At 69.5% G+C, this 18,462-nt stretch carries 20 protein-coding genes, 1 pseudogene and 1 riboswitch; of the genes and pseudogenes, 12 read left to right on the forward strand and 9 right to left on the reverse strand.

The window, feature by feature from the left end; genetic code table 11:
- Positions 1-22: 22 nt before the first annotated feature.
- Entirely contained in the window at positions 23-877 is an 855-nt protein-coding gene (locus tag ACGFSA_RS22585) for a TIGR02452 family protein (RefSeq protein WP_393306853.1), read from the forward strand.
- Between the two features lie 99 nt (positions 878-976).
- Here the strand turns inward: ACGFSA_RS22585 and ACGFSA_RS22590 are convergent, their stop codons facing one another.
- The 3 genes from ACGFSA_RS22590 to ACGFSA_RS22600 form a co-directional block, all read right to left on the reverse strand.
- Entirely contained in the window at positions 977-1,471 is a 495-nt protein-coding gene (locus ACGFSA_RS22590; RefSeq protein ID WP_393306855.1) for a type II toxin-antitoxin system PemK/MazF family toxin, read from the reverse strand.
- Between the two features lie 506 nt (positions 1,472-1,977).
- Positions 1,978-3,495, reverse strand: a complete 1,518-nt coding sequence (locus ACGFSA_RS22595) for a flotillin family protein (RefSeq protein WP_393306857.1) — start codon at positions 3,493-3,495, stop codon at positions 1,978-1,980.
- 343 nt (positions 3,496-3,838) lie between these two features.
- Positions 3,839-4,057 (reverse strand): hypothetical protein, encoded by a 219-nt coding sequence (locus tag ACGFSA_RS22600; protein ID WP_393306859.1) that lies wholly within the window; start codon positions 4,055-4,057, stop codon positions 3,839-3,841.
- A gap of 49 nt (positions 4,058-4,106) precedes the next feature.
- Between ACGFSA_RS22600 and ACGFSA_RS22605 the strand changes: the two genes are divergently transcribed.
- From ACGFSA_RS22605 to ACGFSA_RS22615, 3 genes are all read left to right on the forward strand, one after another.
- Entirely contained in the window at positions 4,107-5,129 is a 1,023-nt protein-coding gene (locus ACGFSA_RS22605) for a LacI family DNA-binding transcriptional regulator (RefSeq protein ID WP_393306861.1), read from the forward strand.
- Positions 5,130-5,185: 56 nt separating this feature from the next.
- A complete protein-coding gene (locus ACGFSA_RS22610; RefSeq protein WP_393306863.1) occupies positions 5,186-5,518 on the forward strand; it encodes a hypothetical protein in 333 nt (110 codons plus the stop codon).
- Between the two features lie 293 nt (positions 5,519-5,811).
- Positions 5,812-7,248: an aldehyde dehydrogenase family protein gene (locus ACGFSA_RS22615; RefSeq protein ID WP_393306894.1), complete on the forward strand. Its 1,437-nt coding sequence runs from the start codon at positions 5,812-5,814 to the stop codon at positions 7,246-7,248.
- Positions 7,249-7,357: 109 nt separating this feature from the next.
- Here ACGFSA_RS22615 and trxA read toward each other — a convergent pair whose 3' ends face one another.
- Positions 7,358-7,729 carry a thioredoxin gene (trxA, locus tag ACGFSA_RS22620; RefSeq protein ID WP_393306865.1) on the reverse strand — a complete coding sequence of 124 codons (372 nt, stop codon included), beginning with the start codon at positions 7,727-7,729 and terminating at the stop codon, positions 7,358-7,360.
- 116 nt (positions 7,730-7,845) lie between these two features.
- Between trxA and ACGFSA_RS22625 the strand changes: the two genes are divergently transcribed.
- Positions 7,846-9,285 (forward strand): dihydrolipoyl dehydrogenase family protein, encoded by a 1,440-nt coding sequence (locus ACGFSA_RS22625; protein ID WP_393306867.1) that lies wholly within the window; start codon positions 7,846-7,848, stop codon positions 9,283-9,285.
- Between the two features lie 140 nt (positions 9,286-9,425).
- On the opposite strand, the gene ACGFSA_RS22630 is transcribed toward ACGFSA_RS22625, so the two are convergent.
- The 3 genes from ACGFSA_RS22630 to ACGFSA_RS22640 form a co-directional block, all read right to left on the reverse strand.
- Positions 9,426-9,593: a hypothetical protein gene (locus ACGFSA_RS22630; protein ID WP_393306896.1), complete on the reverse strand. Its 168-nt coding sequence runs from the start codon at positions 9,591-9,593 to the stop codon at positions 9,426-9,428.
- 208 nt (positions 9,594-9,801) lie between these two features.
- A complete protein-coding gene (locus tag ACGFSA_RS22635; protein WP_393306869.1) occupies positions 9,802-10,293 on the reverse strand; it encodes an Asp23/Gls24 family envelope stress response protein in 492 nt (163 codons plus the stop codon).
- A 341-nt stretch (positions 10,294-10,634) separates the two neighbouring features.
- Positions 10,635-11,213 carry a histidine phosphatase family protein gene (locus ACGFSA_RS22640; RefSeq protein WP_393306872.1) on the reverse strand — a complete coding sequence of 193 codons (579 nt, stop codon included), beginning with the start codon at positions 11,211-11,213 and terminating at the stop codon, positions 10,635-10,637.
- 126 nt (positions 11,214-11,339) lie between these two features.
- Positions 11,340-11,488, forward strand: a riboswitch (adenosylcobalamin (AdoCbl) riboswitch).
- Between the two features lie 3 nt (positions 11,489-11,491).
- Here ACGFSA_RS22640 and ACGFSA_RS22645 point away from each other — a divergent pair.
- Entirely contained in the window at positions 11,492-11,710 is a 219-nt protein-coding gene (locus tag ACGFSA_RS22645; RefSeq protein WP_358859456.1) for a CbtB domain-containing protein, read from the forward strand.
- A 28-nt stretch (positions 11,711-11,738) separates the two neighbouring features.
- Positions 11,739-12,509, forward strand: a complete 771-nt coding sequence (locus tag ACGFSA_RS22650) for a CbtA family protein (protein ID WP_393306874.1) — start codon at positions 11,739-11,741, stop codon at positions 12,507-12,509.
- A gap of 67 nt (positions 12,510-12,576) precedes the next feature.
- On the opposite strand, the gene ACGFSA_RS22655 is transcribed toward ACGFSA_RS22650, so the two are convergent.
- Positions 12,577-13,140, reverse strand: coding sequence for a GNAT family N-acetyltransferase (locus ACGFSA_RS22655; RefSeq protein WP_393306876.1), 564 nt, complete (start codon positions 13,138-13,140; stop codon positions 12,577-12,579).
- Between the two features lie 205 nt (positions 13,141-13,345).
- Between ACGFSA_RS22655 and ACGFSA_RS22660 the strand changes: the two genes are divergently transcribed.
- Positions 13,346-14,026, forward strand: coding sequence for a hypothetical protein (locus tag ACGFSA_RS22660; protein ID WP_393306878.1), 681 nt, complete (start codon positions 13,346-13,348; stop codon positions 14,024-14,026).
- Positions 14,027-14,184: 158 nt separating this feature from the next.
- On the opposite strand, the gene ACGFSA_RS22665 is transcribed toward ACGFSA_RS22660, so the two are convergent.
- Positions 14,185-14,979, reverse strand: a complete 795-nt coding sequence (locus tag ACGFSA_RS22665; RefSeq protein ID WP_393306880.1) for an inositol monophosphatase family protein — start codon at positions 14,977-14,979, stop codon at positions 14,185-14,187.
- 275 nt (positions 14,980-15,254) lie between these two features.
- On the opposite strand from ACGFSA_RS22665, the pseudogene ACGFSA_RS22670 reads away from it, so the two are divergent.
- The 4 genes and pseudogenes from ACGFSA_RS22670 to ACGFSA_RS22685 form a co-directional block, all read left to right on the forward strand.
- Positions 15,255-15,941 (forward strand): annotated as a pseudogene (locus ACGFSA_RS22670) (6-phospho-beta-glucosidase); the annotation flags it as partial.
- 261 nt (positions 15,942-16,202) lie between these two features.
- Positions 16,203-17,099, forward strand: a complete 897-nt coding sequence (locus ACGFSA_RS22675; protein ID WP_393306882.1) for an aminoglycoside phosphotransferase family protein — start codon at positions 16,203-16,205, stop codon at positions 17,097-17,099.
- Positions 17,100-17,167: 68 nt separating this feature from the next.
- Positions 17,168-17,920, forward strand: coding sequence for a phytanoyl-CoA dioxygenase family protein (locus ACGFSA_RS22680; RefSeq protein ID WP_393306884.1), 753 nt, complete (start codon positions 17,168-17,170; stop codon positions 17,918-17,920).
- Positions 17,921-18,014: 94 nt separating this feature from the next.
- Positions 18,015-18,374, forward strand: coding sequence for a hypothetical protein (locus tag ACGFSA_RS22685; RefSeq protein ID WP_393306886.1), 360 nt, complete (start codon positions 18,015-18,017; stop codon positions 18,372-18,374).
- Positions 18,375-18,462 lie beyond the last annotated feature (88 nt).

An 18,462-nucleotide genomic window follows, 5' to 3' on the forward strand; every position in this document is an offset into this window, starting at 1 on the left:
TGCACGACACGGGGGAGTATTGATGAGCGAACGGCTTCGCGCCATCGCAAGAGAGACCGAGACCATCATCGAGCAGGGGTTCTACCGCACGCCCGCGGGGCGTGAGGTGAGTATCGAGCGTGCTCTGGCCGCCGCGCTCTCCGGGACCCGGCTGTACGGGCCCGAGCCGGTGCCCGTCGCCGTTCTGGACTCCGACCGCACCACGGTTGTCGAGGTCACCGGCGAGAGCAGCCTGCAGGCGGCGCGCCGGATGACGGGCGAAGGGCCCGGCAAGGTCGCCGTGCTGAACTTCGCCTCCGCCCGTAACCCCGGCGGCGGCTATCTCAACGGCGCGCAGGCCCAGGAGGAGGCGCTCTGCCGCAGCTCGGCGCTCTACGCCACCCTGCTGCGAGCCCCCGGCCACTACGCCCACCACCGCGCCGAACGCAGCGCCTTCTACACCGACCGGGTCATCCACTCACCCGGCGTACCGGTGTTCCGCGACGACCGGGGGCGCCTGCTGGACACCCCGTACACCGTGGGCTTCCTCACCTCGCCCGCACCCAACGCCGGAGTGATCCGCGACCGGACTCCCGAGGACGCCCGTCGCATCCCCGCCGCGCTCGAGTCCCGCGCCGAACGGGTGCTGGAGGTCGCTGCGGTGCGCGGATACCGCAGGCTGGTGCTCGGCGCCTGGGGCTGCGGCGTGTTCCGCAACGATCCGGCGGAGGTGGCAGGTGCCTTCCGCGCGCTGCTCACCGGCGGGGGCCGGTTCGCCGGGCATTTCGAGCAGATCGTCTTCGGCATCCTCGACCGCGGTCCAGAATCGACCACTCGCACCGCATTCGCTCGCGCGTTCGAAAAAGAGCTGCGGCCGTCAGGCCCGGACACTCCCTGACCCTGCCGTTGAGCCAGAGGGGTGGACACCGGCCGACACGGTGACGCTGAGCCAGTGGGGTCAACGTCAGCCGTACGGGCCGCCTCCCGGCCCCGCCGGTCAGTTCCAGCCGTAACGCTCCCGCAGCCGGCCGGCGACCAGATCGAACCGGTCCCGGTCCAGCGCACACGCCTCGCGCCGCATCCCGTCCTCATGCACCCGCAGCACCCGGTCCAGATCGACCCAGGACGGCCGGCCGGAGCTGTCCCACGGCCCGGCGCCGAGGGCCACCCACTCGCGGTCCCGGTCGTGCTGCTTGCTGGAGAGCTGCACGGCGAGCAGCGTGCCCGCCGCCTCCCGGGCCACCACCAGTACCGGGCGGTCCTTGCCGCGCCCGTCGTCCTCCTCGAAGGGCACCCAGGTCCAGACGATCTCGCCGGGGTCGGGATCGCCGTCGCGGTCGGGGGCGTACGAGGTGCGGACCGGGCCCACGTCGTGCGGGTTCGCCTCGGCGGTCGCGGCGGGGCCGGAGCGCCCGGGGAAGTCGGCCGAGCCGTCGGCGGCGCGGGTGGAGTCCGAGAGGTACGTGCTGTCTGAACGGTGAGGGATGGTCATCGGAACACCGTAGGGGCTGTCCGGCCCATTCCGTGGACCATGCCCGCCGAACGGGCAGCAGTCCCGGACCATGGTCATCGGACACGTGCCCCACGGACGTGCGCGGTGCACCCCTCGTCACGCTCGCACGCCGTGCCCAGCCTCCCTGGCACAGGGCAGGGTGTGCGACCGCCGGACTGGTCGCGACGCCGTTTCCCAGACCACGCCTGCCGGAGCGACAGCGCCCTTCATACTCACCGGTCTCGACGTCAACCGAAGGTTCAGGGTCGGACCCCGTCGCCGCGTTCGCACAGCCGCCCCACCGGAACAGGAAGGCGCCTGCCGGAGCGCCCTGCGCCACGCCGACCACCTGCGGCGCCAGGGCCGTCGGCCCCCGACTGCCGGTGCTGCGTCGGCGCGGGGTGGCCGACACGGAGCTGTGGGCGCCGCATGTCGATGACCTGGAGCAGTGGCCGGTCCTCGCCCGTGGCTGACGGACGAGGACCGGCCACACCCACCGGGTACGGTCAGGAGGGTGTGCTCCCGTCCTGATCACCCGTCACCGGAATGCGCTCCCGGCGCGGCGACGGCGGCACGGCGGGCGTGGCACCGTTGACCGGCGCCGAGGATCCTGCCGTCTCGCCCTTCTCGCTCATCGCGGACAGCAGCTGCCGGGCCAGACCCAGCCCCGTGCCACCCATCGTCAGCGCCTTCGCGAACATCTCCGACATCCCGTCGGCGCCGTTCAGCAGCACCATGTGGTCCACACTGCTGAAGGCACCGGCGCCCGCCTCGACGATCTCCGGCCACCTCTCCGCCAACTGCTGGGCGACAACGGCTTCCTGATTCTCCGCGAGGGCGGCAGCACGCGCCTTGATCGCTTCGGCCTCGGCCAGCCCCTTGGCCCGGGTCGACTCGGCCAGCGCCAGCCCCTTGGCCTGCGCCGCCGCTGCCTCCGCCTCACCGGTCGCCCGGGTCGCCGACGCGGCGGCGGCGCCGCGCGCCTTCGTGGCCTCGGCCTCCGCGATCGCCGCCGTCTTGACCCGGTTGGCCTCGGCGATCGCGGCGAGCTCCGTCTCCTTCGCATGCGCCTCGGCGGCCGAGATCCGGGCGTCGCGCTCGCCCTCCGCCAGCGTCCGCTTCTCGTACGCCTGGGCATCCGCGGGCTTCCGTACGTCCGCCTGCAGCTGCTGCTCGCGCCGCTGGGCCTCCAGTTCGGCGACCCGGGTCTCCTGGACCACGACCTCCTGCCGGGCCGCCGCGTCGGCGAGCGGTCCCGCCTGCCGCGACTTGGCCGCGGCCTTGTCCCGCTCGGCCTGATACCCGGCCTGCAGGATCTCGCTGTCGCGGGTCGCCTCCGACATCCGGGCGGCGGCCTGCTGCTCCGCCTCGGTGGCCCGCCGGTTGGCCTCGGCCTGTGCGATCCGGGCGTCCCGTTGCACCGCCGCGGCATGCGGCATGGCGAGATTCTTGATGTACCCGGTCGGGTCCTCGATCTCGTGGATCTGCAGCGAGTCGACGATCAGCCCGAGCTTCTCCATCTCGGTGCCGCACGCCGCCCGGGTCTGACCGGTGAGCTTCTCCCGGTCCCGGATCATGTCCTCCACGGTCAACCCGCCGACGATGGACCGGAGATGACCGGCGAACACGTTGTGCACCCGCTCCGACATCATCTTCTGCTGGTCGAGGAATCGACGGGCCGCATTGGCGATCGACACGAAGTCATCGCCCACCTTGAAGATGACAACGCCGCGCACCCGCAGAGGAATCCCCTGATGCGTGACGCAATCGACGGACAGTTCCGTTTCGTTGAGGTCCAGCGACATCTTCCGTACCGCCTGCACGCCGGGCAGGACGAGCGTGCCGTGCCCGGTGACGATGCGGAATCCCATGCCCTGTCCGAGGCCCTCGGTCTTGTGCTTGGAACCGGAGATGACGAGTGCCTCGTTCGGCTCGGCCACCCGCCACATGAGCTTGAACAGGCCGATCAATGCAATGATGGCAGCGAGTACGAGACCCGCCGTGACGCCGATGACCATCGGCATGCGCCCCCTTGGAGAAGCTCACAAAATGGGCGCCCGGCTCGCGACGCCTGGCACGCACGCTCGCTGCGTTGCCGAAACGCCCTAGTAGCTCCTTCCCCAAGCTCTCAGCTTCGTTCGAGCAGGGGGAGACCCCATCCGAGGACCTTCCGGCGCCTTGCGATCGCACGCACCAGACGCCGCGAGCTGATCGGACTCCCATTTTGTGAGCTCCTCTTATCGCAGTACCCCGTCGGCACTGCTGAACAGAGGAAGTCTTCTCCTGTGCGCGACGGCGGAGAAGAGGTGTGCGCAACCTTGCCGCAATCTTGACTGCCGCACCCGGGACGCCGGTCCTTCACACACCTCAACTGTCGTAAGCAGGAGCCACATAGACCGTGCGCGGCGGCAGATACTCGATCACCGTCACCACCGTCCCCGGCTCGATACGGACCCCCGGCGCGGCGGGATGAGCGAGGAAGTGCTCGGCGCCCCCACGGATCGATACGATCACCTCACCGACCAGTCCCGGCCCCACCGTCCCGGTCACCCTGCCGAGCAGCCCCACCATCGACGAGTCATCCATGCCCCGAAGCGTACCCATCTCCAAGCGGTCTGGAAGACTGCCCGACGCCATGAGCCAGTTACCCAAGCAGCCCACCGAAGGCCCCGTCCCGACCAGCGCCGACGTGGCGCGGCTCGCCGGGGTCTCGCGGGCCACCGTGTCGTACGTACTCAACAACAACCCGACTGTCCGGATCAGCGAGCCCACCCGCCGCCGGGTCAGGGAGGCGGCCTCCGAACTCGGCTATGTGCCGCACGCGGCGGCCCGGAGCCTGCGCGCCGGACACACCCGGACGGTGCTGATGCCCACCGGGAACCACCCGGCCGGTCCGCTCCACCACCGCTTCCTCCATGAACTCGAATCCGGGCTGCGCCGCCTCGACTACACCGTGGTCCAGCACGGGAGCCTCGGACTGGACGCCGACGACGCCGCCCGGGCCTGGGCCGAACTCCGCCCCGTCGCCGTGATCGCACCCGGCGGGGTCGCGCTCTCTCCGCAGGGCATAGCCGTACTGCGACGCTCCGGCGCCAAGGCGGTGATCACCTTCGGCCCGCAACCGGTGGACGGCGCCCACGCCCTGGTCATGGACCAGCGGGAGGTCGGCAGTTGCGCGACCGGACATCTGCTGGAACGCGGACGACGCCGGATCGGCGTCGTCATGCCCGAGGAACCGGGTCTCGCCCTGCTCGCCGAACCGAGGCTGTCCGGAGCCCGGCGGGTGGCGGCCGATGGCGGAGCCCTCATCGAACCGTTGCCCTTGCGGTACGACGAGGAGTCGGCCGGCGCGCTCGCCGCCCGGTGGCGCACGCTCGGACTCGACGCCGTGTTCGCGTACAACGACGCCTACGCGATGCTCCTGATGCGGGCTCTCCAGGACGCGGGCATCGAGGTACCGGGCGAGACGGCCGTGGTGGGAGCCGACGACCTGCTGCTCGGCAGGCTGCTGAGGCCCCGGCTGAGCAGTGTGCGGATGGAGCTGGCCACATCGCAGCCGCTGGCGGAACTCGTCGACCGGCTGGTGCGGCATCCGGGAGGCGTGCCGGAGCGCCATGACCTGCTGAGGGCGCGGGCGATCCCCCGCGAGTCCAGCTGAGGAGGGTTCAGCGCGGCAACGTGCGCGTCGCGCGTCGCTTGCCTAGCGTCATGACCATGAACCATCCGCAGAGTTACGAGATCCTGCTGGTCCCCGAGTTCACCGAAGGCCCCACTGAGGCCCCGAAGGCCAAGGGCTCCTCCGAGGCCTCCGGAACCCCCGAGTCCGCCGATGCCGGCGGTGTCCGGTACGCCGGCGCCCCTATCCGCTCTGCCGTCGTGGAGGCCACCGGCGAGACGGGGGCATCGGGCTACCCCCGGTACGCCGGGGAGGGCGTGGTGGCGGACATCGATCCGGCGACCCACACCGTGGAGGCCCTGCTTGTCGACGGTGCCGAACTGGACCTCGGGCTCTCGGTCAGGATCTCGGAGCGGACCGCCGAAAGCTGACCGTCCGTACTGACAACTGCCTTGCAGGAGGCAGGATTTGGGAAACCCGCTCGTGCGTGACGTCCGCACCGTTCCGCGCGCGTAAAAGGGCGGAGCAGTTCGATCAATTCCCTTTTCGATCGGTGCGGCGTGACTACGATGTTGCACGTTCAACCGGGCGAGATCACGTTCGATGGCCGAACGCAGCTCGCACGGCTGCGCCGGATCGCGTAGTCCCGCGAGGCCGCGGCCGCACACCCCGCGCGCCCCACCGCATGGGACCACCCCTCGAACCGATCGACTGGAGAGTCTTCATGTTCCTGCTCGACCCCAAAGCCTGGCAGTCCCGCACGCTCGCGGGAGGTGAGTCGGATGTCGTCGAGCCCGCCACCGGCGAGGTCCTCGGACACGTCACCCTCGCCGCGCCCGAGGACATCGCGGCAGCCGCCGAGGCCGCGGCCGCCGCCCAGTCCGCCTGGGCCCGCACCCCGCACTTCGTGCGCGCGGCCGTCCTGCGCCGGGCCGGTGACCTGTTCGCCGCCCACGCTGACGAGCTGCGCGAATGGCTCGTACGGGAGTCCGGATCGATCCCCGGCAAGGCCGACTTCGAGCTCCACGTCGCCGCGCAGGAGTGCTACGAAGCCGCCGCGCTCGCCTCCCGGCCGGCCGGTCAGGTCCTGCCCAGCGAGGACCAACGGCTCTCCTACACCCGCAGGGTCCCGGTCGGGGTCGTCGGCGTCATCGCCCCGTTCAACGCGCCGTTGATCCTCTCCATCCGGTCCGTCGCGCCCGCACTGGCCCTCGGCAACGCGGTGCTTCTCAAGCCCGACCCGCGCACCGCGGTCTGCGGCGGGCTCTCACTCGCCGCGGTCTTCGCCGAGGCCGGACTCGGCGAGAACCTGCTGCATGTCCTGCCCGGCGGCGCCGCGGCCGGACAGGCGCTCGTCGCCGAACCTCGCGTCCCGGTCATCTCCTTCACCGGCTCCACCACGGCGGGCCGCGCCGTGGGCGAGGCTGCCGGGCGGCTCCTCAAGCGTGCGCACCTCGAACTCGGCGGCAACTCCGCGCTCGTCGTCCTGGAGGACGCCGACCTGGAGGGCGCTGTGGCGCAGGCGACCTGGGGCTCCTTCTTCCACCAGGGCCAGGTCTGCATGACCACCGGCCGCCACCTCGTCCACGCCTCGTTGCACGACGAGTACGTCGAGCGGCTCGCCGCGAAGGCGGACGCGCTGGTTGTCGGCGACCCGCACCGTGAGCAGGTCCACCTCGGCCCGGTCATCGACCGCGGCCAGCTCGGCAAGATCCACCGGCTGGTCGAGTCGAGCACCGCACAGGGCGCGAAGCTCGCGGCGGGCGGTACCCACCGCGACCTGTTCTACCGGCCCACCGTCCTCACCCACGTCGACGACCGGACACCCGCCTACGCGGAGGAGGTCTTCGGCCCGGTCGCCCCCGTGCGGTCCTTCGACACCCTGGACGAGGCCGCGGCGCTGGCCGCCGACAGCCCGTACGGGCTCTCGCTGGGCATCGTCACCCGCGACACCGCCCTCGGCCTGGAACTCGCCGACCGGATCCCGACCGGCATCGCCCACATCAACGACCAGACGGTGAACGACGAGGCGGTCGCACCCTTCGGCGGCATCGCCGCGTCAGGCACCGGGGCGCGCTTCGGGGGCGAGGCCAACCTGGAGGCCTTCACCGACCTGCGCTGGACGACGGTCCGCCGCGCACCGGCCGGCCACCCCTTCTAGGCCGGCGGATCAGACCGGCGGATGGGGGCGGACACCCCCAGGGATATCCGGACGCCGAAGGGGCCCGGCCAACCGGCCGGGCCCCTTCACCGTCGCGCGCTCGCGCCGCCTACTTCGGTTCCTTCTGCTGGTCCTCGATGGACTTGCGGACCTCGTCCATGTCCAGCTTGCGGGCCTGCCCGATGACATCCTCGAGAGCCGTCTCCGGCAGGGCCCCCGGCTGGGAGAACACCGCCACATTGTCCCGGACGATCATCAGGGTCGGAATGGACCGGATCTCGAAGGCCGCCGCCAGCTCCTGCTGCGCCTCTGTGTCGACCTTGGCGAAGACCAGGTCGGCGTGGCGCTCGGACGCCGCGTCGTACACCGGCGCGAACTGCCGACACGGGCCGCACCAGGAAGCCCAGAAGTCGATCAGGACGAACTCGTTCTCGCTGACGACCTGATCGAAGTTTTCCTTGGTGAGCTCTACGGTGCTCATGCTCTCGTTACCTCTTCCTGTGCCCGTTCGGACGTGTCCGCCACAACCGTGACCGGTTCCGCGCTATTCCGCCTGCCCGTGTGGCCACCGCTCACACCTGCGGCCAGACTGTCCCCATGACAGATGCTGTGGAGAACGCCGTGTACGACGTCGTGGTGATCGGTGCGGGACCTGTGGGTGAGAACGTGGCGGATCGGACCCGGGCCGCTGGACTGTCCACGGCGGTTGTCGAGAAGGAGCTCGTCGGCGGCGAGTGCTCGTACTGGGCGTGCATGCCCAGCAAGGCGCTGCTGCGCCCGGTCGTGGCCCGCGCCGACGCGCGCAAGGTCCCCGGACTGAGCGCGGCGGTCCAGGGACTCCTGGACACGGCGGCCGTCCTCGCCCGCCGTGACGAGTACGCCTCGCACTGGAAGGACGACGGACAGGTCGCCTGGCTGGAGGGGATCGGCGCGGACGTCTACCGGGGTCAGGGACGTCTGACCGGCACGAAGGAGGTTTCCGTCACAGGCCCTGACGGCTCCGGACACCGGCTGACCGCCCGGCATGCCGTCGCCGTCTGCACCGGCAGTCGCGCCGTCGTTCCCGACCTTCCCGGAGTCGCCGACGCCCGCCCCTGGACCAGCCGCGAGGCGACGAGCGCCAAAGAGGTGCCGGGCCGACTGGTGATCGTCGGCGGGGGAGTCGTCGGCGTGGAGATGGCCACCGTCTGGCAGGCTCTCGGCGCGCAGGTGACGATGCTGATCCGCGGCAAGGGGCTGCTGCCGAAGATGGAGCCGTTCGCGGGCGAGCTGGTCGCCGAGGCCCTCACCGAGGCCGGAGCCGATGTCCGTACGGGCGTCTCCGCCACGTCCGTGCGGCGTGCCGGCCCCGACGGACCGGTCACCGTGGAACTGGACAACGGCGAGCGCATCGAGACCGACGAGATCCTCTTCGCCACCGGCCGTGCCCCGCGCACCGACGACCTGGGCCTGGAGACGGTGGATCTGAAGCCCGGATCCTGGCTCGCGGTCGACGACAGCTGCCGCGTCGAGGGCAGCAACTGGCTGTACGCAGTCGGCGACGTCAATCACCGGGCGCTCCTCACCCACCAGGGCAAGTACCAGGCCCGCATCGCGGGTGCCGCGATCGCCGCCCGCGCACAGGGCGGCGCGCCGCCGGCGACCGGCCGCTGGGGCGCCCACGCCGCCACCGCCGACCACGCGGCCGTACCCCAGGTCGTCTTCACCGACCCGGAGGCCGCATCCGTCGGGCTCACCCTCGCCGCGGCCGAGCGCGCCGGGCACCGGGTCCGCGCCGTCGACCACGACCTCGCCGCTGTCGCCGGCTCCGGACTGTACGCGGACGGCTACCGGGGCCGCGCCCGCATGATCGTCGACCTCGACCGCGAGATCGTACTCGGCGTCACCTTCGTCGGCCCCGGCATCGGCGAGCTGCTGCACTCGGCGACGGTCGCCGTTGCGGGTGAGGTCCCCATCGACCGGCTCTGGCACGCGGTCCCGGCCTATCCGACGATCAGCGAGGTGTGGCTGCGCCTGCTGGAGGCGTACCGGGGCTGAGTACGGCTGGTGGGCCGGTGTGTCGGCGTGTCCCCTCCTCCCTCCGAGGGACGACGGGACACGCCGACGGGGTCCGTCGTCCCGCGCAGATGCAACGACGAAGTGCCGGTGAGCTCACGGGGCGATGCGTTTTCCGGCTCTCACCAGTAGTGGCGCCGCCCACCGATCCCGCGGCCGACAGCACCGAGAATCCAGAGGACCGCACCGATCAGCACCAGGGCGACGCCGATGGTCCACAAGAAGGAAATCCCGGCCACCATGCCGAGCACGAGCAGAATGACTCCGAGGACGATCATCGCGTCCCCCAATCTTTGAGGGCCACCTTCGAGTATGCGCCGGGCGGCGTACCTCCGCGTCGCCGGCGACTGCTGTCGCTCGTACGGCCGTCCAGGGCCGCCGGGCAGTGACCACTGGGGGCCCGGACAGCTCGACGGACCTCGTGAGACAGCCGGAGTCTCAGGCCGACGACACGGCCGGTGCCCCCTTCGACCAGGCGCGATCCGGTCCGGCGAACCGCTACGCGACCCGCCTCTCCACCTGCTGTTCCTCTTCCTCGTCGGGCAGTTTCACGTCGCTCACCAAGATGTTGACCTCCACGACCTCCAGACCGGTCATCCGCTCGATGGCGGCGATCACCTCGGTCCGGACGTCGCCCGTGAGCTCGACGATCGAGTATCCGTATTCGACGATGATCGACAGGTCGACCGCCGTCTGGACCTCGCCGACCTCGACCTTGACACCGCTGGTGACGGACTGACTTCCCGCTCCGGGCACCCGCTCCCGCACGGCCCCCATACCGCGGGCGAATCCCCCTCCCATGCCCTGGACTCCGGGCACGCCACGGGCCGCCAGCCCGGCGATCTTCGCCACCACGCCGTCGGCGATCGTGGTTCGGCCCCGCGACCCAGGTTCCGTTCGGCGGTTTCCGCCGTGCGGTCCTGCTCCGTGCGCGGCCTCGGATTGCGGGCGGGTGGTCTCGGGCCGGTTCACCTGCGTTTGATCGGTCATGGTCGGTCGCCCTTCCGAAGGGAGAAGGTGGATTCGAACGCCTTGGTCAGTTTACGTACCATTTGTCAACATTGCTCGAGCGGTAGGGGTTGGTAACTGCTTGCCGGTGAGTGGCGCACGAGGACGGTTTAACTCGATCGTGTGATGGTGGGCTCGTGGGCTTGCTCAGGAACGGTATGTGGGCGGACCCACGGGCGCCTGCCGCGGAGGGGATGGGTGGGTACTGGCGGCGTTGTGGGGGGTCCGGCCTCGGGCGCTCGCCTCAAGGTGCCGGCGGGGAGGGGAGGTACAGTCCGCCACCGGCAGGGCGGGCCGGCCCGGCGGTGGAGGCCGACGCCGGGTTACGGGGCGTCGGTTCCGGTGCTCAGGGACCGCCCGCAGCGCAGGTTCCAGCGGCCGGACCGGCCGCTGAGCTCTGTCAGTGTCAATGGGGCGACATCCAACCGCCAGAACGCCTGCGGCGGAAGGCCCAGCGCGTGCACGATCGCGGCGCGCACCACCGCGGGTTCGACCACGGCGATCACGCGGCCGTCCCCGGCGCCGTCCCGATGCGACGAGTCCAGCCAGCCGCCCACCCGCGCACACAGGTCCAGCAGCGACTCACCGCCGTGCGGTGCCGCCGAAGGGCCGGACAGCCAGACCGACACCGCCTCCGGCTCGGCCTCGCTCACCTTCGCCAGCCGCTGCCCGCTCCAGCGCCCCAAGTCCCAGCCGCGGAGGGCCGGTTCGGGTTCGGACCGCAGCCCCAGCGCCTCGGCGGTCCCGGCGCACCGCTCGTCCGCTCCGCACACCCGGCGATCGGCGGCAGGCACCGCGGCAGCGGCCGCACGCGCCCGCCCGACACCGGACGCGTCGAGCGGGGCGTCGCCGTCGAAACGGGCTTCACGCAGCGCAGCATTGAGCGCCGGCGAGATCAACATCACTTGTACCGTCAACACCGGTGTCAACTCCCTGAACTGTGGCCTTTCGGGTAAGCACACCACGGCATCCGGGCCTTCCGGCCCCGCAGATGGCGCCATGGCGGCGCGTGCCCGCAGGCGGTAAGGTCGCGATGAACATGACGACGGTGTGACGGAAGTCCGGTGAGAATCCGGCACGGTCGCGCCACTGTGAACCCGTACCCCTGCGGGAAGTCAGACCCGGCACTGTCGTCTCAGGCACCACGATCGGGACGCGTGTTCCCTCAGGAGGTTCTGCCATGGCACAGACTGCTGCCCCCGCAACCGTCGCCACACCCGCCATCACCCCCATCTCGCTGAAGGCCATTGCCCCGTGGGCGGTCTTCTTCGGCATCCTCATGCTCGTCCTGCTGTACTTTGTCGGCGCCGAGCAGGGTGCCACCGCTGTCATCTCCGGCGAAGGTGTCCACGAGTGGGTTCACGACGGTCGCCACCTGCTCGGTTTCCCCTGCCACTGACACGCCGCGCACCTCAGGGGAACCGCTCATGAACTCCATATCTGTCAGAGCGCTGCTCGTCCGCGGCATGCTGGCCGGACTTGCCGCCGGCGCGCTCGCTCTTGCCGTCGCCTACTTCCTCGGTGAATCCCGGGTGGACGCGGCGATCGCGCTCGAAGAGGCTCACGGCCACGAGCACGGCGGCGAGGAACTTGTCAGCCGCACCATGCAGTCCACCGCGGGTCTCGCCACCGGTGTCCTGGTCTTCGGTGTGGCGATCGGCGGCATCGCCGCGCTGGTCTTCTGCTACGCCCTCGGCCGCATCGGCAGGTTCGGCCCGAGGGCCACGGCCGCATTGATCGCGTTCGGCGCCCTGCTGACCGTGTATGTCGTGCCGTTCCTCAAATACCCGGCCAATCCGCCGGCTGTCGGACACCCCGACACGATCGGCCAACGCACCACCCTGTTCTTCCTGATGGTCGTCCTCAGCGTGCTGTTGGCCGTCGCTGCCGTCATCTTCGGCAAACGGCTGGCTCCCCGCCTGGGCAACTGGAACGCGTCCATTGCCGCGTCCGCCGCCTATGTGCTCGTCATCGGGCTGGCCTACGCCTTCCTGCCCTCGTTCAACGAGGTCGGCAAGGGCTTCCCGGCCAGTCTGCTGTGGGAGTTCCGCCTCGCCACCCTCGCTGTTCAGGCCACGCTGTGGACCACGTTCGGTCTGGTCTTCGGCTATCTGACCGAGCGGCTGCTGGTGCCGAAGGCCGGCACGGTGACGGCCGGGGGCGGTACCACGTCCCACGCCACAGCCGCTGCGAGCTGAGGCGCCGGCCGACTCGTCGGCCGTATGACGGGAGAACCCGCCGGGAAGCCCCGGCGGGTTCTCCCGTCTATGCGGCGTCCGTCGCGTCGGTCGCTTCAGCCACGTACGTCGCATCCGTTGCGTCCGACGCCTCCGACGTGTCCGACCAGTCGATCAGGAAGTGCTTCACCCGGTCGTCCGCCCTGACGAACCGCATGCCTGCCGCCACCATGACGTGGTGGGACGCGATGTTGTCGAGGTCGGCATCGCCGTTCACGGCGGCGATGCCCTCGTCGCGGGCGAACTCCAGCAGCGCCCGCAGCGCCTCGGCGGCGTACCCCTTGCCGCGCGCCGCAGGGGTCAGGCCGTAGCCGATCGTCACCTGCCCCTCCGCGTTCGGAGCGCCGTGAAAGCCCACTCCGCCTATGGCGTGTCCGTCCTGGCGGAGGCGGATCTCGTAGGCGCCGAACGGCTGGGGGTTGCCGGTGTCGGCGCAGTGTTCCAAGAAATGTCCGGCCCCGGCCGCGTCGCCGTCGGTCGGGTACTCCGGTGCCCACAGGGCGCCCGGCCCCGGACGGCGGGCCACTATGTTCTCCGCCTCGGCGGGACTCAACGGGTGGAGTACGAGTCGAGGTGTCAGAAGATCTCCCATGACTCGTCGGAATATCACGGCGGCGAGCTTCGGCGCACCGGAATTATCGGAATTTTTGCTGCCTGAGGGAGTGGGTAGCAGGGCTGGGTGACGCTGATACGTGTTGTTCTCGCTTTGTTGTCGTGTTGCCACAGGGGTGCGGCAGGGGCAGGGCCAGCGGGTTTGCATGTTGCACTGTGCTGTGTCGGGTGACAGGGTCGGCGGAATGGAAAATGTGTTCTATTCCTCTCGAGGGTGGGAGGACTGGGATGTCCCGGCCAAGCCCGCGATCCCGGAGGGGATGCCGGTCCTGATCGATGACGACCTCTTCTTCGAGGACGTCTCGGGGCCGCGGCCGACTGTGGCGGTGAACCGGTGGCTTCGTGAGCTGCCGACGAATGGGTGCCCGGCGCCGAAGTCGTGTACCTACTACGCCCGCACGGTGAAGGAGTGGATGGAGTTCCTGGCCGAGCACGGGGTGGGTCTGTTCGACACCCGGATGCGGCTGAAGTCGGCCCTGGGCGCGTACGCCGTGTACCGGGCGACCGGGCCGATCAAGCACCGTTTCGAGGCGTCGACGTGGAACCAGAACGTGGGCATCCTGGCGAGCTTCTACCGATGGGCGGTTGACGAAGGGTACACGGACGCGGAGCCGTTCACGTACAAGCAGGGCACGGCCTACTTCGGTGAGCAGGCGTCCCAGGTGCAGGTCAACCAGGCCCGTCGCCGCCAGGCCAAGGACCACGTGACGATCAAGTACCTGGAGGACGACTTCGCCGCGCTGTTCCTGAACGCACTGTCGGGCCTGACGCCGGACGGGCAGGACGACCCTCGGTACCGGGGCCGCGAGTTGGCCCGCAACGCGGTCGCGTCGTCCGCGAGCGCCTCGTCGAGCGAGACTCCGTGATGGGCGATGCCGAACTCCTTCGCGAAGTCGGCGGTCGGTTCCGGCAGGCGCCCCACCACACGGTGGAGCACCTGCCCCTCGGCCAGGGTGATCTCGGCGTGGAGGCGGGCGACCTGTCCGTAACCAACGACGGCGATACGCAGTGCGTCGGGCATCTTTCAGTACTCCGCGGTGTTGACCAGCGCCCGCAGCTCGGCCGCCAAGGCCGGCCCGGCACAGATGACTCCGGTTCCCCATGGGGTGCAGTGAGCGCCCGCCTCACGGGAGATGAGCGCCCCGGCGGCCCAGTCCCAGCGCTCCGGCTCGTCTTCGAGGAACCCGTCGAGGCGGCCGGCGGCCACCCACGCCAGATTCAGAGCCGAGCTCCCGCTCGATCGCACGCTGCGGACGGCGGGCAGCAGCGCGGTGAGGGTGCGCGCCTGCCGGGTTCGGCCCTCGGCGGTGTACGCGTACTCGGTCGCGACGACGGCATCGCGAGCGGGACACGGGGGCCGTACCGAAAGCCGTGACTTCCCGAGCCAGGCCCCGCCGCCGTCGACGGCCCAGAAGACCTCATCGCGGTTCGGGTCGTGCACGACGCCGACGCGCGGCGCCCAGACATCGCCGACGCGTTCCTCGAGAGCGATGCTGACGACGTAGTGCGGGATGCCCAGGGCGAGATTGCCGGTCCCGTCGACGGCGTCGACGACCCACCGCAGTCCGGTACCGCTCGGACGCTCCGGGTGGTCCTCACACACCAGACCGACCTGGGCACCGGCACGATCGATGACTTTGAGGATCGCCTCGTTGGAGGCGACGTCGGCGGTGGTGACGAAGTCTCCCGGCGCGGACTTCGTCTCGATGATCCTGGCCTCCGCGTGAACCGTCCGCAGGGCGTCCGCCCCGGCTCTCGCGGCCTCCAAGGCACGTGCCAGCCAGGGGTCCCAGTCGCTCACACCGGCGTCAGTCGTCATGGAGCACCCGGTTCGACAGGAGTAAGGACGGGACTGTGACGGAGGATCTGAGCGTGCTCATCGACTCTCCTATCGGTCTTCCAACGGACTCGCGTTCCTGGATCAACCCGCCAGCGCAGACTAGGCGGAGGATCAGAACGGCACAACCGCGTCAGTGAAGTCCCCCCGTCCGGCCTGCGGCTATGCGAAGCCCAATTGCCTTGACTGGCAACGGCGTTCTTTGATTTTGTTTGAATCGGTTTCGTTTCGCGAGGTGACGATTGCAGGAGTCAGGAATGAAGATCGCAGTTGTGGGCGGTGGGTCTACGTACACACCGGAACTCGTCGACGGATTCGCTCGCCTTTTCCCACAAGCGGAACTGCGCCTTGTCGACCCGGTCGCCGATCGCCTCGAAGTGATCGGTGGGCTGTCCAGCCGGATCTTCGGCGACTACGGGGCCTCGGGCCGGGTCACGTGGACCAGTGACCTCGACGCCGGTCTCAGCGATGCCTCCGTGGTCATCCTGCAGCTCCGCGTCGGCGGACAGAAGGCCCGGATCAGCGACGAGACTCTCCCGATGTACTGCGGCTGCGTCGGTCAGGAGACCACCGGCTTCGGCGGGCTGGCCAAGGCGATGCGCACGGTCCCCGTGGTGCTGGACATCGCCGAGCGCGCGGCACGACTGGCGGCGCCGGGCGCCTGGATCGTCGACTTCACCAACCCGGTCAGCATCGTCACCCGCGCCTTGCTGGACGCCGGACACCGCGCGGTGGGTCTGTGCAACGTGGCCATCGGGCTTGAGCGTTGGATCGCCCAGATGCTGGATGTCGAGCCGTCGTCGGTCCTGCTCGAACACGTCGGACTCAACCATCTGACCTGGGAGAGGGCCGTCTACAACGACGGCGTCGACCGCCTGCCCGAGCTGCTGGAATCCCGGCCCGACGAGCTGGCCGCCGAGGTCGGGCTGCCTCCTCGGATCCTGCGATCCACGACGCGGCCATACGCGGAGGCCGCGAGCGCGTGTACGCCGCCTTGCTGTCGCACCCGCTGATCGGTCAGCACCAAGCGGCGGAAGTGCTCACGGACAAGCTGATCGCGGCCAATGCCGAGCATCTGGCATGGGCTCGCTGAAGCCCGGTCCGCACACTCGGCAGTCACCATGGGGTGCGCCGCTCTCATCGATATCGGACGGAATGGCCACGCGCGGGCCGGTACCACTGACCCAGGATCGGACACACGAAGCATGACCATGCACGATGACGAGATCATCATGGAAGACGAAGCTGTCCAGGAGCTCATTGCCACCCAGTTTCCCGAATGGAAAGCGCTGCGGATCCGGCGTCTGACGTCGAGCGGCACAGTGAATGCCATCTTCCGCATCGGCGACGACTTGGCGGCGCGCTTCCCGCTGCAGTCGGTGGACCCCGAGGTGTGCCGGGAGACGCTCCAGCGCGAGGCCCGAGCCTCGCAGCGATTCGCGGACCACTGCCCGGTCGCGGCTCCTCGTCCCATCGCTCTCGGTGAGCCGGGGAGCGGCTACCCGCTGCCGTGGTCGGTGCAGACGTGGGTGCCTGGAGATGTCGCCACCGCCGGCTTCGGCGGGTCCGCTGAATTCGCCCGCGACCTCGCGGGTCTCATCAAGGCGCTGCGGACCAGGGACACCGAGGGCCGCACGTTCCAGGGCGAGAACCGGGGTGGCGAGCTGCCCGCCCACGACGAATGGGTCGAGCTCTGCTTCGAGAAGAGCGAGGGCCTGCTGGACGTGCCTCTTCTCCGCCGGCTCTGGAGCCACTTCCGTGAACTTCCTCGAACGCCGGGCGACGTGATGTCGCACGGCGATCTGACTCCCAACAACGTTCTGGTCGACGGAGGTCGGCTGGCCGGCGTTCTCGACAGCGGTGATTTCGCACCGGCCGACCCCGCCTTGGACGTCATCTCCGCCTGGCACCTGCTCGACGACACGTCCCGCGCGGCGTTCCGCGAGGAGCTGGGCTGTGAGGACCTGGAATGGGAGCGCAGCAAGGCGTGGGCGTTCGAACAGTGTATGGGTGCGATCTGGTACTACATCGACACCAATCCGGCGATGTACAACATGGGTCGTTCCACTCTCGACCGAATCGTCGCGAACACCAAGGTCTGAGTTTCGAGCACCGCGACCGCGAGGGGCTCGGCAGCAATGTGTATTTATGACGCTGGAGGATGAACGTGTTGACCCGTACTGCACTGACGCCCGGGGAACGCGAGCAGCTTGACACCGAAGGATATGTGGTCCTCCTCGACGTGTTCACTCCGCAGGAATGCGACGAGTTGGGCGACGAGATGGACACCGCGTGGGAGACCTACCGTCTTCACGAGATCAGTGATTCCGAGGAGGGCGTCCGTTTCGTCGACAACGCACTGCACTACTCGGCCAAAGTGCAGGACGGCCTTCTTCACCCGCTGATTCTCGACGCCGCTCGCCTGATGGTCGGACCGCGGCTCTTGCTCAATCTGATCAACGGCCGCTCTCCCGCGGCGGGTGCGGCGGGGCAGCCGTTGCACGTCCTCGACCGCCGGCGCGGGCGGCCCTTCGACAAGTGCAACGCGATCTGGTGTCTGGACGACTTCACCGCGGAGAACGGCGCGACGCGTGTCATCCCGGGCTCCCACCTGGATGACACCGCCGCACTGGCCCGGATGGGAGACCCGATGGACTCGCATTCGGACGAGGTCATAGTCGAGGCGCCACGCGGTGCCGTCATCATGCACAACTCGCACCTCATCCACAGCGGTCGGCCGAACAGCAGTGGATCCGACCGCCGGAGCATCCACGCGGCCTACACGCACCCGGAGATCCCGACGCACTACGACTGGACGACACTGCCCTCGTCCGTCGTCGCGGACCTGTCGGAGCCGACGTTCGACCTGCTGGGACTGAGTGAGGCCGCCCTCGATGTGGGACGCCTGGAAGCTCGGGCGTGAGGTTGCGGAGGACGTAGTGCCGGGCGGCGCGGCGTGACCTGCACATCACCGGCCGCCGCGCCTCCGGTTCCCGGGGCGGTTCACCCTGCGCAAGGTGATGGGCGGGTACATCGCCCGTGCTGGCTACGACGACCTTCTGGCTTCCTTCCTCTGGGTTCACGAAGGGCGGATAGCCCGTGAGATCCAGAGATGTCTCGAAGACCATCGGGATCGGGTCGAGCGCGAACGAGATCACGCCGAGCAGCGGGGAGAAGGCGCCTACTCTGATCCGCCGCTGGACGAGGACTACATCAACGTCGCCTGGGACACCGAGAGAGAACTGGACAAGGAACTCGCGCTCGCGCAACGGGCCTGCGAAGAGTCCACCAAGCGACAGCAGGCCATGCGTGAAGACCATGGCGACGTCGACAAGATACGCGAGCGCTACACCAGCATCGAGGAGACCGAGGAGTAATCGTCAAGACCTGTGGACCGGTTAGTTAGAAGAAGCCGATCGTGTCCTTGAGAAGACGAAGGGCTTTTGCGCGGTATGTGGCGCTGTC

The sequence above is a fragment of the Streptomyces sp. NPDC048496 genome, from assembly GCF_043200055.1.
Lineage (GTDB): Bacteria > Actinomycetota > Actinomycetes > Streptomycetales > Streptomycetaceae > Streptomyces.